Annotated in this window: 7 protein-coding genes; 4 read left to right on the top strand and 3 right to left on the bottom strand. The window is 64.1% G+C overall.

Annotated elements, in window-relative coordinates; all coding sequences use genetic code 11:
• Positions 1–13: 13 nt before the first annotated feature.
• Together V7P99_RS00735 and V7P99_RS00730 are read right to left on the bottom strand one after the other, a co-directional pair.
• Positions 14–1,384, bottom strand: a complete 1,371-nt coding sequence (locus tag V7P99_RS00735; protein WP_333792898.1) for an oligosaccharide flippase family protein — start codon at positions 1,382–1,384, stop codon at positions 14–16.
• Positions 1,381–2,859, bottom strand: a complete 1,479-nt coding sequence (locus V7P99_RS00730; protein ID WP_333792897.1) for an O-antigen ligase family protein — start codon at positions 2,857–2,859, stop codon at positions 1,381–1,383. Before V7P99_RS00730 ends, V7P99_RS00735 begins: the two co-directional genes overlap by 4 nt.
• Before the next feature lie 252 nt (positions 2,860–3,111).
• Here V7P99_RS00730 and V7P99_RS00725 point away from each other — a divergent pair, with 252 nt between their 5' ends.
• The 3 genes from V7P99_RS00725 to V7P99_RS00715 all read left to right on the top strand — a co-directional run bounded on the left by V7P99_RS00725 (position 3,112) and on the right by V7P99_RS00715 (position 7,237).
• Entirely contained in the window at positions 3,112–4,290 is a 1,179-nt protein-coding gene (locus tag V7P99_RS00725; RefSeq protein WP_333792896.1) for a hypothetical protein, read from the top strand.
• A gap of 21 nt (positions 4,291–4,311) precedes the next feature.
• The gene (locus V7P99_RS00720) at positions 4,312–5,523 is read left to right on the top strand and encodes a glycosyltransferase family 2 protein (protein ID WP_333792895.1); all 1,212 of its coding nucleotides are present in this window, start codon (positions 4,312–4,314) and stop codon (positions 5,521–5,523) included.
• Positions 5,524–5,902: 379 nt separating this feature from the next.
• Positions 5,903–7,237, top strand: coding sequence for an undecaprenyl-phosphate glucose phosphotransferase (locus tag V7P99_RS00715; RefSeq protein ID WP_333792894.1), 1,335 nt, complete (start codon positions 5,903–5,905; stop codon positions 7,235–7,237).
• 51 nt (positions 7,238–7,288) lie between these two features.
• Here V7P99_RS00715 and V7P99_RS00710 read toward each other — a convergent pair whose 3' ends face one another.
• Positions 7,289–7,984, bottom strand: coding sequence for a WecB/TagA/CpsF family glycosyltransferase (locus tag V7P99_RS00710; RefSeq protein WP_333792893.1), 696 nt, complete (start codon positions 7,982–7,984; stop codon positions 7,289–7,291).
• A gap of 491 nt (positions 7,985–8,475) precedes the next feature.
• Between V7P99_RS00710 and V7P99_RS00705 the strand changes: the two genes are divergently transcribed.
• Positions 8,476–14,961 carry a type I polyketide synthase gene (locus tag V7P99_RS00705; RefSeq protein WP_333792892.1) on the top strand — a complete coding sequence of 2,162 codons (6,486 nt, stop codon included), beginning with the start codon at positions 8,476–8,478 and terminating at the stop codon, positions 14,959–14,961.
• Positions 14,962–15,072 lie beyond the last annotated feature (111 nt).

The following is a 15,072-nucleotide window of genomic DNA, read 5'->3' as shown; positions in this document are numbered from 1 at the left end:
CAGTGCGTGCGCGCTATGGCCGGTGGAATGTGCTCAGCACGGCAAGGCTCTCCTGATTGACCGTGAGGGCAAGCGCGCCAATCGCGATGCCGGCAAGAGAGAAGACGATATCGTGGCGCGGGTCCCAGGCCTTGTGGCGGCGCGCAAGACGTATCAGCGCCGGATGCATCATTGCGAGCGCCAGGGCCTGGCCTGCCAGGCCGCCAGCCAGCCCGCCCCATGCGAGCCCGGCGAGCAGGAGGCCGAGCTGGGTGGCGCTCTTGAGCGCCATGACGACAAACACGTTCCGGGAGTCGCCGGCTGCGAGCGCCGCATGCTCGTATGTCATGCCGATCACATAGGGGATGTGCGCGCAGGACACGACGACGACGACGGCGCCCGCCGCGGCAAACCGGGAATCGTAGAGCAGGTTGACCAGTGTCGGCCCCACCAGGGCCATGCACGCGAGCAGCAGCAGAATAGAGGCGGAGAGCCCGTATCGGGCCCGGCTGATCTTCGCAAAATTGTCCTGAGAGGCAGCGGGCGGGCGCTCCCGGTAGAGCGGGATGAGCACGCGCGTCATCACGGCGGAGCCGAGCAGGATGGGAAAGCTCGCGAGAAAGTAGCCGATATTGTAGACGCCGAACATTCCGAGCTCGAGAAACTTTCCGAAAATGATCTTGTCGCCCTGCGCAATGAGAAATCCGAGCACTGTCGACAGAAAGATCCATTTGCCGAAGTGCACAAGCTCGCCCGCGGCGAGACGATCCATAAGGAAGGCATTGCGCGCGCCGGGAAGAAGCGCGTGGCTTAGCCAGAGCTTCACGGCCGCCGTGACGATGATGCCGATCACCAGCGACCAAACCGACCGCATCACCCAGGCGAGACCGATCATGACGATCAGGCCGGCCACCTGGCTGATGATATCAAGCGCGGTGACGCGGCCGAGAACGAGATGCCGGTTGGCGGTTTCGAGCTTGGTCGAGTTGAAGCCCGCGATGAGAAGGGACAGTCCGGCCGCCGGAAGCAGCTGAGCCAGCTGCGGCTCCGCGTAGAATGCCGCGACAGGGCCCGCGAGCACGCACGTGGCGAGCCATAGGCAAGCTCCGCGTATGGCCTGGATGGTCCAGGCCGTATTTAGGAAGGTGGGCTCGTCGCCGCGCGGGTTCTGCATGATGGAGGGGCCGAGCCCGATGTCGGAGAACATCGCGAGCCCGATCATGAACACGGACACCAGCGCCATCAGACCGAACGCTTCCGGGAAAAGCAGCCGGGTGAGAATGAGGTTCGACACAAGGCGGAGCGCCTGCATGCCGAGGAACCCGAACGCCGTCCAGCCGATGCTGCGGGCGAGGCGCTCGACGAGACCGTTTCCAGACATGGCGCGGAGAATGAAGGTGGTCATGGAGCGGCGGGCCGTCGCGCGAGGAGCGCAGAGGACGACGCGGTGTCGACCGTCGACGGCTGTGCGGCGCGGAGCGCGCTGCTGAGCGCCGCGAAGACCACACCGAAATGCAGGGTGATACCGACATCGCTCGTCGTCATGATGAGGAACAGCCAGCCCACCGTTATGGAGAGGGTTGCGGCCAGAGCGCTGCGCCAGCTTTCGCTCTCTGCGTCTCCATCGCGCTCAGTGCGGAGAAGCCGCAGCACGCCGGCCACGCACGGTACAACAAAAACGATGCTGAACAGGGTCAACCCAAGAAGGCCGTAGGCCAGTCCGATCTGAAGGTAGAGGTTTGTGATGTCGATGATCCCCTGTCCCTGGACCAGATGGCCGAACGCGCCGCTCGTGACGAAATTCGGATCGCCGAAAACGGGATGGCTGAGAATGTACTTGACTGACGTCAGGAGCAGCTCCTGGCGGTAGGAGAACGTGCCGTAATCGTCGTAGGAGGACACGTCGCCCTGCAGCAGCCACCAGGCGCCGATCCCGCCCGCGGCCAAAAAGGCGGAGAGCAGAAGCGTGCGGGCGGCGGCGCTTTTCATCATGATCAGCAGATAGACGGATGCCCCTGCGGCGAGGCCGAGCAGCGCGCCGCGCGAATCCGCGCTCACCATCCCGGCAAGCAGGAGGAGCCGGATTGCCATCAGATGCGGCCGGGAAATGCGGATGCGGTGTTTGAGGAATTCGAGGATCACGAGGGCGCACGCGAGATGGAAGGCGAGCGCGTGTGTGCCGATGGTCGTGTTGATCCGCAAGCGGCCGCCGCGGAACTCCGATGGAAAGACCGAGAACGACGCGTACATGTCCGAGTTGACGACGAAGGAGACGATGGCAACGACGGCGAGCATCAGTGAGGCAACCAGGAAATATTGAAAGAGCAGGACGATATCGTCCTGATCGCGGATGATGCGGTGAAAGGCGAAATAGGGCACGCCGATAATCAGAATTTGATCGACCAGAAAGCGCAGGCCTCCCGTCAGGCTGCTCGCCGCGCCCATGACGATCGCCGTGTAGAGAATATAGATGATGAGAAAAATAGCCGTGATGCTGACCCCCGAGGGGCGCGCCACGGATCGTAAAAGAACCGGTGCCAGGACGATGAGCGCAGCCAGCTTGTAGTGGGTGATGTCGGTTAAATAGTTGATCCCCGGAAAAGGCAGGGGGGCGAAGATAAAGATGGGAACGGCGGGAGCGACAGCAAGGAAAAAGCCCGCGCGCTTCACCGGTGCGAGCGGCGCCAGCACGAGCAGGGCTACGGCCGCCAAAAACAGGGCCGTCAGCGGATTCGGAACCGTGAAGATAATCAGCGCGGCAACCGCCCAGAACGCGATGCTAATCACGCGCACGGCGAGCGGCGTGGACCAGGGCATGAGCAGGAATGCGATGGCCTGTGCGAGCCAGACGTAGGCGATTGCCGCCAGAGGCGCCCCCATGGTTGTTTCCCTCGGATCGTCCGTTGCGGAGATTGGTCACCGGCCGGACACGCAACAAAGATACCATTTTCCGGCATCCGCATAGATTTCGCCGGCCTCTCCGGGGCTGTCGTTGGTCCGTTGGTTAATCTCGCAGGCGCGTCTCGGCGCCGTTAACTGCAAGGCTCGGCTCCCGTTGTCGGCTTTTGCAGCGCGGGTAGGCTGCCGCCGATCTTAGGGCCGGGCGCGGCCGGTGCAGGAAAGACATCACAAGTGCAGAGGTCTTCGGCGCTGAAGCGGTTCGTCACACGGCTGGCGATGCCGCTCTGCCTCGTCTGGGCAACGCAGAGCATGGCCAATCCGGACCGGGACGTTGTGAGCGAGACCAAGAACGTTGAGGACCGCCTCGGTCCGAAGTCAGATCTTGCCGTCTATTGGGTCGGCCACAGCCTGGTCGAGCAGAAGGCGCGCACCGAATGGGGCGAGATCAGCTTGATGACGCTGATCGGCCGCTTTGCGGAAAGCCGCGGGCTCGCCTATCGCATGGGCGATCATACGCTCTGGGGATCGCCGCTTTCTGCCCTCTGGCGCGGCCGCCCACACGGATACAGCCGGGACGCCGCTGCGATGGTGGTCAAGCGTGAAGAGTTCCAGGCCAATGCCGGCCGATACGATACGCTCGTCGCCACGGATGCGCTGCCCATCCAAGGCGCGGCCCGAAGCGAGTACAGCGCCTACTATCTGAGGCGCTTCTACTGCGCTCTGAAAGAGGCTAACCCGTCGGCCCGCGTGTACCTTTACCAGACCTGGGTCAATTTCCAGGGCAACGACCCATATTCGAAGTTTCCGCCGCTCTCCGAGTTCAGCTGGCGCGACGAGATGCTGGCTCAGCGTCCGGCCTGGGAGGAGGTCGCGGATGCCGCAGCAGGCCCCGAAGTGCGTGCGCCCGGCTGGCTCGAGCGGTTTGGATGGGGGACGACGAGCGATGGCGGATGCACCATCCACGATCCCATCTTCATTGTGCCGGCCGGGCAGGCGCTCGTTGCTCTTCACGACCACTTGGCTGCGCGGCAACGTGACGACGTTCCGTCGCTGCCGGGCGGATCACCCCTCACCATGAAGGACCTCTTCGGCAATCCGTATCTGGATTGGCCCGTGCACTGGCCCACCCGAGAAGATGGGACGAGCATAGATGCGGCAGACGTGCTAGCGGGCCTGACGCTTCGTGATCCGAGCCGCCCCCACGATGATATCCATCTCAGTGCCGTCGGGATCTATTTCGTATCGCTGGTGCATTTTGCGACGCTTTATCGTCAGTCGCCGGTCGGCCTGCCGGTGCCAGCCTCGATTGGCGACGACGTTGCGGGGATGCTTCAGTGCCTCGCCTGGAAGGCGGTCGTCGCAGATCCGCGCTCTGGTGTCCTGGGCACGGCCGACGGCTGCGGCCTCTGACAGATATTGCGAGATCGAAGGATGGTGCTTCTGGACATCGCGGCCATCGGGCTTGCTGCCGTCGGAACGGTTTCCCTGCTCCAGGCGGCGCTTCTGCTCGCCGAGGCTCTCGCTGCTATCGGTGCCGGGAAGAGCCAGGAGCGGCTTGACGGCACGCACCCGGTGACACGCCCGCGCGTGGCCGTTCTGGTTCCCGCTCATGACGAGGAACGCCTGATTGCGGATACGCTGCGCGGCATTGTGAGCCAGCTCGGACCCCAGGATCGTCTCGTCGTCGTGGCGGATAATTGCACGGATGCCACTGCGGAGGTCGCGCGAGCGGCAGGTGCAGAGGTCGTCGTCCGCACCGATTCCGCGCGGCGGGGGAAAAGCTACGCGCTCGATTTCGGAGTTCGTCACTTGGCTTTGGACCCGTTCGATGTCCTCATCGTTATCGACGCGGACTGCAAGCTCGATCCAGGCTCCCTCGAGACCATGGCCTTTCGCGCCCATGAGAGCGGACGACCCGTGCAGGCACGCAACGAAAGCCTGCTTCCGACCGATCGCCCTGTTTCACTTGGCCAGCGCGTGGCGATGTTTGCGGTCAGGGTCAAGAACCACGTTCGTTCGCAAGGGCTGAAGCGGATGGGGCTGCCCTGCCAGCTCATGGGCACCGGCATGGCCTTTCCATGGCCGGCGATCCGGAAGGTTGAGATCGCATCCGGCGAGCTGGCAGAGGATCTGGTCTTGGGCCTCGAGCTTGCTCGCACTGGGCACGCTCCTTCGTATTGTCCCGCGGCGCGCGTCACGAGCCCGTTCCCGCTAAGCGCCGAGGGCGTGAAGACGCAGCGCGAGCGCTGGGAGACGGGCCATCTGAGGACGATCGCGCGCCGGATCCCAGGTTTCTTGGTCGAGGCGATCCGCAGCCGGAACGTGGCGCTGCTGGCGCTGGCGGCTGATGCTGCGGTGCCGCCGCTGGCGCTCGGCGCTCTGGCCATTGCGGCGAATATTGTCCTGTCCGGTGGGATGGCGCTGCTGACATCGCTCTTTGTTCTGCCGCTTGTCGTCTCGACCTTGGCAGCCACCGTGTTCGCTCTAGCGATCGGATTGGCCTGGTTCCAGGTTGGCCGCGATATTCTCTCTGCCCGAGACCTCGCGCTGATGGCGCCCGCCTATGCGCTTGCCAAGCTGCCAATTTATGCACGCGCCTTGCGGGGCAAGCGCATCCGTTGGATCAGGTCGCCGCGGGATTAGGGCTGATCGCTCGGAGCGGAGGGCTTCGCCTCCGGCCGGCCCATCCAAACATCAGCTTCAACGGAGGACGACTGTTAACTAATTCTTAAGATACAGATAACTCAGCAATGAGCTAATGGAATATTGTCCAACCACCTTGGTCGGGGGCGTTTGGGACTCCGGGGAATCGATCGGGTAACCCGGTAAAAATCTTCCATTCCATCCATGAAGCCTCCTTGATCGTCCGTTTGCGTGGTCGGGTCGAAGCATGGTTTTGGGCAGTACAGCCATAGAAGCGCGTCATCTCGATACGCGCAGTAAAAAGTGGCCATCTTCTACCCGCCTTGCGTTTCTCTCGAAATTCGAAAGCCGAATAATTGCATGCGCTATTGCCGAGGGGATGGCGGTCGCTATTTCGGCATTGTTGGCCAAGTTCATTTATATTGACCTCGTCCTGAGCCCCGGTCAGCCAATTCTGCCATATTTGCTTCCGGCTCCCCTTCTGGCCCTCACTCTTTATTTGCTGCTGAAACAGGCGGGCCATTATGAGCCGCGGGCGTTTCTTGAGCCGGCCGTAGGCTATGGCGCGCTGTGGGGAGCCTTGGCCATTTCAGCGCTGATCGTGCTCGGCATGCTCTACATCTTCAAAGTTGCCGAGGGGTATTCCCGTGGCTGGTTCTTGAGCTGGTTTGCACTCAGCGCTGTCGGCCTCATTGGCGTTCGCGTCACGGCGAGGCGCCATATCCGGAAGATGGCATCAGCCGGCCGTCTCTTCCGTCGCGTCGCCGTTTATGGCACCCGGCAGTACATCGCCGCCGTAAGAGCAGAGATCGATACGGTCGATCCGACGTTCGTGGTTGCGGGGCAGTATCTGGCGAAGCCGGCTGCCGTCACCGCCGAAGACGCGTCCATTTACGGCGGGCTCTCTGATCTCAGGAACGCCATCGGACTTGGCGAGTTCGACAGCGTTATCATCGCCATGCCGGCTGAGGAAAGAGATCGGATCCAGGCCGCCGTCAACGCGCTGTCTTCCTATTCTACCGAGCTTCTCTTGTGCACGGATCTCGATCCCCATTCGGTCGCCATCCACGGCAGCCGGAGCTTCGGCCCCGTGCGGTTGAGCGTCGTGAACTCGGTGCCGCACTCGCAGAGTCATGGCCTGCTGAAAATGCTCCTGGACTACGTCCTTTCGGTGCTGAGCCTGATCGTGCTTGCGCCGCTCCTGCTGATGGTGGCTCTCGCCATCAAGATCGACAGCCCAGGCCCGGTGTTTTTCCGCCAGCGTCGCTATGGTCGCAACAACCGTGTGTTTCGCATCTTCAAATTTCGCACGATGGCGGTTGCGGAGGACGGACCGAGCGTCAAGCAGGCCGAACGCAATGACCCACGTGTGACGCGGGTCGGGCGCTTCCTGCGTCGCACGAGCCTCGACGAGCTGCCCCAGATTTTCAATGTGCTGGCCGGTGACATGTCGATCGTCGGGCCTCGGCCTCATGCCTTGGCGCATGACGAGCTCTTCGAACGAAAGCTGGATCTCTTCTCGCGCCGCCGCCGCGTACGCCCCGGCATGACGGGCTGGGCGCAGGTCCACGGCTGGCGTGGCGAGACGAAGACCACCGAGGACGTCAAAAAGCGGATGCAGCACGATCTCTACTACATCGAGAACTGGTCGATCTGGCTCGATATCGAGATCATCACGCGGACGGTGTTCGTGCTGTTCCGAGGGGCCTATTGAAGGCAGGCGGAAGTCGCTCCGCGGGAACGGATCCCCGTGTCCTGTCGCAGCTTACTTTCGCGTGCGAACGGCTTGCTTGGCGACGAGATAGAAGAACCACGCCGCGTCCGATGTATAGCGCCGCCAAAGCCGGCGCGGCTCCATTGCGAGGCGGAATAGCCATTCCATGCGCAGCTTGCGCATGAGGAGCGGGGCGCGAGGCACCTGGCCGGTTGCAAAATCGAAGAAGGCGCCCACGCCGATGACGAGAGGCGCGGAGACGACTTCGCGCGCCGCCGCCGTCCAGAGCTCCTGCCGCGGATTTCCGAGGGCAACGAGAACCACGTCGGCACGCGCCGCATTGATCTCGTCGAGAAGGGACGGGGAGTGGGTATAGCCATCGCACCATCCGCAGACGTTGAGCCGGCCCTCGGCGGAAAGCTGTCCGGCGAGCGTTGCCACGACATGCGCCCGCGCACCGTAGAGGAAGATGCGGGTGCCGCGGGGGAGGGCATCGATCAGCCGCGGCATGAAGTCTGTGCCGTTGAGGTTTTCCGGAAAACCGCATCCGTAGAGCGCGCGCGACGCGAGGTCGAGCGCGATGCCGTCGTTGAGGACGAGCATGCGGGAGAGCGCTTGGGCCACGTCGGTGTTTCGGCTCGCGTGGGTGAGGAGGTTCGCGTTGGCAAAAGCGACGTCCGTCTTGCTCCGAGCCGCCAGGCGCGCGAGCAGATCGGCAATCACGTCTGCACCCGTGGCTGCGATCACGTCAATACCGAGAATGCGGCGACGCGGGAAATGATCCGAAATCGGGTGCGTCAGGCAGGAAGAGAAACGCGTTCCGCTCGTTTCATCTCGACTTGGGAAGGCAGGCACGCAGTGATCGAAGCTCCATCCATCGCGCTCCGAAAAGGCGCGTATATAATTTGTCACGTGGGCATATGACGTTTTGGAAATGACTATGGCATTTGCTGCCAAGCGATGGATGAGTTTACAGGCATGATTAACGTTGGCACCGCGTCACGGGTACATTCGCGGAAAGCTTGTTATATTTAAAATCACGCAGGTGTTTTCAATCTCATTGCGCTTGAAGGGTCCAGCACGGGAATTCAATTCGGACTCGGGCGATGCCTTGTGGCGCAAAGGCGGGCGCATGGCCCGCTTCGTGCAGGACTGGAACGCCTCCGGGGATGGGATCGGAAGCGCATTTGAATACACGGGGGCCTTGAGTGCTTCCCTAGATGGAAGGCGCGACAGGAATGTCCAGCATTGAGAGCGGAGTGTCTCAAAGCGATATCGCGATCGTAGGTATGGCCCTGCGTGTTCCGGGCGCGCGCTCGGTGGCGGAGTTCTGGCGCAACCTTCGCCAGGGCGTAGAGTCCATCGAGACACGAACGCCCGAACAGTTGATTGCAGCTGGCGAGCAGGCGGACCGCATCCACCGCAAGAACTATGTTCCGCGCACGGCGGAGCTTCCCGGCCTCGAAGATTTCGATGCCGAGTTCTTCGGGCTGAGCCCCAAGGAAGCGGCCATCATGGATCCGCAGCATCGCCAGTTCCTGGAATGCACCTGGGAAGCGTTGGAGGATGCGGCCCGCACGCCCGAGCGTGTCTCCGGTCCAGTCGGGGTATTCGCCGGCTGCGGCATGGGCAGCTATTTTTATTTCAACGTGCTGAGCCACCGTCCGCTCGTAGAGCAGGTCGGCGTGTTCCTGCTGCGCCATACGGGCAACGACAAGGACTTCCTCGCCACGCGCGTTTCCTATGCTTTCGATCTGCGCGGACCGAGCGTGAACGTGCAGACGGCGTGCTCCACCTCGCTCGTCGCGGTCCACTACGCATGCCAGAGCCTGCTCAGCGGCGAATGCGAGATGGCCATTGCCGGAGGCGTGACCATCGAACTGCCGCACCGCCGAGGCTACCTCTATCAGGACGGCGAAATCCTTTCGACGGATGGCCACTGCCGCGCGTTCGATCATCGCGCGTCCGGCACTGTGTTCGGTAGCGGCGCGGGCGTGGTCGTGCTGCGCCGCCTCGCCGATGCGCTGGCCGACGGCGATCCCATCCACGCCGTCATCAAGGCGACGGCGATCAACAACGACGGCGCCAGCAAGGCGGGCTATCTGGCGCCGAGCGTCACCGGTCAGGCGGAAGCCATCGTCGAAGCGCAGACGCTTGCGGGCATCGAGGCCGATACCATCGGCTATGTCGAATGCCACGGCACCGGAACCTATCTCGGCGATCCGATCGAGATCGAAGCCCTGACGCAGGCCTTTCGCCAGACAACCGATAAGCGCGGGTTCTGCCGTGTGGGGTCCGTCAAATCGAACATCGGCCATCTCGATACGGCGGCGGGCGCCGTCAGCTTGATCAAAGCTGCACTCGCCGTGAAGCACGGCGAGATTCCGCCCACACTCGGGTTCGAGAAGCCGAACCCGGCGATCGATTTCGCCGCGAGCCCATTCGTCGTCAACGATCGCCTGACGCCCTGGCCCGCCACGACGACGCCCCGACGCGCTGGCGTCAACTCACTCGGCGTCGGCGGCACCAACGCCCATGCCGTCATCGAGCAGCCGCCCGCCATCGAGACGGCCGACAGGCGGGCCGACACGGGCCCTCAGGTTCTGGTGCTCGCCGCCAAGAGCCGCAAGGCGCTGGAGGACGCCGGGCGTAAGCTTGCGCGGCACATGGAGGCAGACGCGGATCTGTCCCTGGCCGAGGTGGCCCGCACGCTGTTCGAGGGGCGGCGCCATTTCGAGCATCGGCGTGTCGTGGCCGTGGCGGGCCGCGACGACGCAATCACGCTTCTTTCGGAAGCGGACACGCATCGCGCCTATACGCACGCGCCTGTCGACGGCACGGCCGAGGCGGTCTTTCTCTTCCCCGGTGGAGGCGCGCAGTATCCGCACATGGCGCGCCGTCTTTACCGGGACGAGCCTGCATTCCGGGAGATTGTGGATGAGGGCCTTTCCTATCTGCCGGCCGCTGCCGCTGAGGAGATCCGCGAGCTCTGGCTTCCGGCGGGTGAAGAACGCTCCGATGCCGCAGAGCGCCTGTTGCGCCCGTCGCTCCAGCTTCCCGCGATCCTCATCGTCGAGGTCGCCCTCGCGCGGCTGTGGATGAGCTGGGGCGTCGCGCCGAAGGCGCTGATCGGCCATTCGATGGGCGAGAACGCCGCCGCCTGCATCGCGGGTGTCTTGAGCTTCGAGCGTGCGGTCAATCTCGTGCGCCTCAGGGGCGAGTTGTTCGAGGAGATTCCGCCGGGCGGCATGCTGAGCGTCGCGCTTCCGCACGAAGCGCTCGCAGCGCGTCTACCGGAGACGCTCGATATAGCATCCGTCAACGCGCCAGAGCTGTGTGTCGTCTCCGGCTCCAACGAAGCGTTGGACGCTTTCCGGCGCACCCTCGAGGCCGATGGCATCGAGACGAGCCGCATTCCGATCGATATTGCCGCTCACTCGCGGATGCTGCATCCGATTCTTGAGCGGTTCGAGGCGTTCCTCCGCGCGGCGCCGCTCGCCGCGCCGACCATTCCGATCGTCTCCAATCTCACCGGAACCTGGCTCACCTCCACCGAGGCCCGCGATCCGGCCTATTGGACGACGCACCTGCGCTCGACGGTTCGCTTTTCAGACGGCATCGCCCGTCTTGCCGCGCCGTCGAACGTCTTCATCGAGGTGGGGCCGGGCCGGGCCCTCGGCTCCCTTGCCAAGGCGCACGAGATATCCACAAATCAGGTGATCAACAGCCTGCCGCACGCGGACGAGCGTGTGGACGACAGGCTGCATTTTCTGACGTCGCTTGGTCGGGCGTGGGCAACAGGCTTATCGGTCCCGCTCGAGCGGCTCTATCAGTCAGCGGATCCCCGCCGCGTCAATCTCCCGACGTATGCGTTCCAGCACCAGCCCTATTTCCTCGATCGCATCGCGCCATCCGGCGTCCATGAAGAGGAAGACGCGCCGACGAAGCTGCCCGCTATGGAAAGCTGGGGCTGGCAGCCGGTCTGGCGGCAATCGTCAGCTGACGTTCGCCTCGGTGCCGATGAGGAGGCGCGCTCCTGGCTGATCTTTCTTGACGGCAGCCCCATGGGAGAAAGTATCGTCGCGCGCCTTCGCGAGCGCGGCCACAGCGTTGCGACAGTCATGCTCGGCGATGCGTTCGGCGCCGCCGGACCTGACGCTTACGTGCTGTGTCCGGAGCACGGCCGCGATGGCTACGACGCGCTGATCAAGCAACTGGCGGCCGACGGGAGAATGCCGCAGCGCATCGTGCACCTCTGGCTCACGACGCACGACGAGAGCTTCCGCCCCGGATCGAGCTTCTTCCACCGCAATCAGGAGCGTGGCTTCAATAGCCTCTTCTTCCTTGCTCAGGCTCTTACAGAAGCGGATCACACAGAGGCCCTGCACATTACCGTTGTGACCAACGGCATGCAGCGCGTCGGCGATGAGCCGCTACCCTATCCAGAGAAGGCCACGGTTCTGGGACCTGCCCAGGTGCTGCCGCGCGAGATGCCGAACGTGTCGGTGCGGGTTGTCGATATCCCGATGCACCAGCGATCCGCCGGGACGTTCTTCGAGCGCCAGCGCATACGACTTGCGCATCAGCTGCTTGGCGAGAATGCCCCCGGGCATGCTGAGGAGCCGATCCTCGACCGCCTTTGGGACGAGTTGCTCGCCACGCCGGGCAGCGAGATCGTCGCCTATCGGAACGGCCGCCGCTGGAGCCGCGCCTACGAGGCGCTGCCTTTGGACAAAGCGGCCGAGGGCGAGGCGGCGTTCCGCGAGCGCGGCGTCTACCTGATCACCGGCGGCCTCGGCGAGCTGGCCACGGCCATTGCCGAAGATCTGGCGCGCCGCTTCAAGGCGCGGCTTGTGCTCGTCGGCCGGACGGCTCTTCCGGAGCGCGTCGAGTGGCACGGCTACCTTGCCGCCTACGGAGATAAGGATCGCATCGGCCGCGCCATTGCCGCTCTGCTGAGGATCGAGGCAGCGGGCGGCGAGGTCATGCTCGTCGAGGCCGACATCACCAATTCCGAAGCGATGCGCTCGGTAATCGATGCGGCCAAGGCCCGCTTCGGCACCATCCATGGTGTCCTGCATGCAGCCGGCGTGGTCCGGGATGACCTGATTGCGCTCAAGGCGCCGTCGGATATCGAAGAGGTTTTCGCGCCAAAAGTTCTCGGCACGCTGGTGCTTGCGGATGTGATCGCGGAAGAGGCGCTCGATCTCCTGGTGCTGTTCTCCTCGACCAGCACCGATACCGCACCTGCTGGTCAGGTCGATTATGTCGCCGCCAACGCCTTCCTTAATGCGTTTGCGGAAAGTCGTACCGGATCGCCGGTGCGCACCGTCGCCGTTCACTGGGGCGTTTGGAAAGACGTCGGCCTTGCCGCCCGCGCCATCGCCGGCGCCGAACGCGGCGACACGCCTCGCGAAGTCGTGCCTGCCCGGACGCCGCTCTTCGACCGCTATCTGCGCGGCGAGAAAGAGAGCTGGCTCGAAACGCGCCTGGAAAGCGCCCGCCACTGGGTGCTTGACGAGCATCGCCTGGCATCGGGCCACGCCATCTGGCCGGGGACGGGCTACATCGAGCTCATCGCCGAGGCGCTTGCGGAGGAGGGCTTCGAGCATTCCTACGAGATCGAGGATCTGGCCTTTCTGCGCCCCCTCCATGTCCCGGATGGCGAAGCGCGCGCCGTGCGCGTGACACTCGCGCCCGACGAGGAAGGCTATCGTGTCGCCATCGACAGCGAGACGCCGGCGGGCCGATCCCGCCATGCGGAAGCGACCGTCCGAACCGCGCGTCCTGGCCGGCGAGACGATTACGACATCAAAGGCATTCTCGCCCGCTGCCGCGATACGACTGTCGAAAACGGCTGCGAGCCGCTGCGATCAGCCCAAGAGGATCACTTGCGGTTCGGCCCGCGCTGGAAGGTGCTGCGCTCCGCCGCCTTCGGCAACGGCGAGGCAATGGCGAAGCTCACGCTGGCGGAAGCGTTCACCCAAGACGTGGATAGCGGCTTCCGGCTGCATCCGGCGCTGCTCGACATTGCCACCGGCTACGCCATGCAGCTTATCGGCGGCTACGATCCCGCTGCCGGGCTGTGGGTGCCGATGAGCTATGCCCGGCTACGCATTCATGCGCCGTTGCCGGCGAGCGTGTGGAGCCATGTGCGCCTCGACCGCTCGAAAGGGTTCGGCTCCGGCTACGCGACGTTCGACGTCACGATTGCCGACGAAGCGGGCCGCGTCCTGCTCGAAGTGCAGGGCTTCACCCTGAAGCAGCTCCCGGCGGGGGCCGATCTTGCCGCGTCGCTTTCCGAGAGCGAGCGGGATACGGCGTCTGCGCGCTCCGTTGCGGCGGGAGCGGCCGAGTTATCGCCCGCACTCGCGCGCCTCGCGGCGCAGGTCGATCAGGGCATTCTTCCGGAGGAGGGATGCGAGGCGCTTCTGCGCGCCGTGGGAGCCGGCAAGCCGCAGGTCATCGTGAGCTCCATGGATCTTTCCGCCCTTCAGCGTACCGCGTCGCGGATCGAGGCGCCGCAAGCCGATACGGCGGCCTTCGAGCGCCCGGAGCTCGAGGTCGATTTCGTCGAGCCTCAAACAGTCTACGAGATCGCGCTTGCCGGTTTCTGGAGCGAGCTGCTCGGCGTCAAGCGGATCGGCATTCACGACAGCTTCTTCGATCTCGGCGGTCATTCGCTGATCGCCGTGCGCCTCTTCCGCATGATCAAGGCGGCCTATGCCGTCGACTTCCCCATATCGACACTGTTCGAGGCGCCAACCGTCGCACAGTGCGCGGCGCTGATCGAAGAGGCGGCGGCAGCGTCAGCACCCGCCAGCGCACCCGAGGCGGGAAGCGCGACCATCACGCCGCTCGATCGGCCGCGCCTCCGGCATCTGGTGCGTATGGATGGCGGCAAGGATCGGCGCCGCACGCCGTTCTTTCTCTGCGCGGGCATGTTCGGCAACATCCTGAACCTGCGCCATCTCGCCGTGCAGATCGGCGCCGACCGGCCGGTCTACGGCCTGCAAGCTCGCGGCATCTACGGCGGAGAGGAGCCGCACGAGACCTTCGAGGAGATGGCGCGCGCCTATCTCGCCGAAATGCGGACGGTGCAGCCGCACGGCCCCTATCTGCTCGGCGGATTCTCAGGCGGCGGGCTCGTGGCCTACGAGCTGGCGCAGCAACTCCGCGCCGATGGCGAAGAGACGGCCCTCGTCGTCCTGCTCGATACGCCTTATCCCGATAATCCCGTCCTCTCCATCAAGGATCGCACCCTGATGAAGATCGAGGATTTGCGCCGCGATGGTCTTTCCTATTTCGAGACCTGGGTGCGCAACCGCATCGCCTGGGAGCGCAACCGGCGGCAGTTCCGTGAGGGCGATGTGCCGCTCTCCGCCGAGCAGTTTCATAATGAGAAGATCGAGGCCGCGTTCCGCCGTGCGCTTGCGCGCTATCGTGGCCGGCCGTATGACGGCGCCGTGCTCCTCACGCGTCCGAAGCTGGACGTGGCCTACAGGATCACGGGCGGACGTGAGCTCAACCGCGACCGCTGCCTGTTGCGGTCTGACAACGGCTGGTCGCCGTACGTCTCCGATCTCACGATCCGCGAAGTTCCCGGAGACCATGACAGCATGGTGCTGGAGCCGGACGTCCGCGTTCTAGCCGGATACCTTCGCGCCGAGCTATCGCGGGCCGACCAAGGCTCCGCGCGCACGAGACGGGTTGCCGCGGAATAAGCGTGCTTCCGGAAAAGTGGGTACCGGTTTTCCGATAAGAAGCACCCTCCCAAAAAGCGCTTCCGGAAAAGTGGGTACCGGTTTTCCGATAAGAAGCACGCTCCCAAAAAG

It is taken from the genome of Hyphomicrobium sp. (genome assembly GCF_036780825.1).
Lineage (GTDB): Bacteria > Pseudomonadota > Alphaproteobacteria > Rhizobiales > Hyphomicrobiaceae > Hyphomicrobium_C.
Note: the sequence above shows the minus strand (reverse complement) of the source record. Positions and strands in the feature narration are given on the sequence as shown.

Excerpts from the sequence above, each read along its gene's own strand:
- V7P99_RS00720 (WP_333792895.1), top strand. The coding sequence starts at position 4,312 with ATGGTGCTTCTGGACATCGCGGCCATCGGGCTTGCTGCCGTCGGAACG.
- V7P99_RS00730 (WP_333792897.1), bottom strand. The coding sequence starts at position 2,859 with ATGGGGGCGCCTCTGGCGGCAATCGCCTACGTCTGGCTCGCACAGGCC.
- V7P99_RS00735 (WP_333792898.1), bottom strand. The coding sequence starts at position 1,384 with ATGACCACCTTCATTCTCCGCGCCATGTCTGGAAACGGTCTCGTCGAG.
- V7P99_RS00715 (WP_333792894.1), top strand. The coding sequence starts at position 5,903 with ATGGCGGTCGCTATTTCGGCATTGTTGGCCAAGTTCATTTATATTGAC.
- V7P99_RS00705 (WP_333792892.1), top strand. The coding sequence starts at position 8,476 with ATGTCCAGCATTGAGAGCGGAGTGTCTCAAAGCGATATCGCGATCGTA.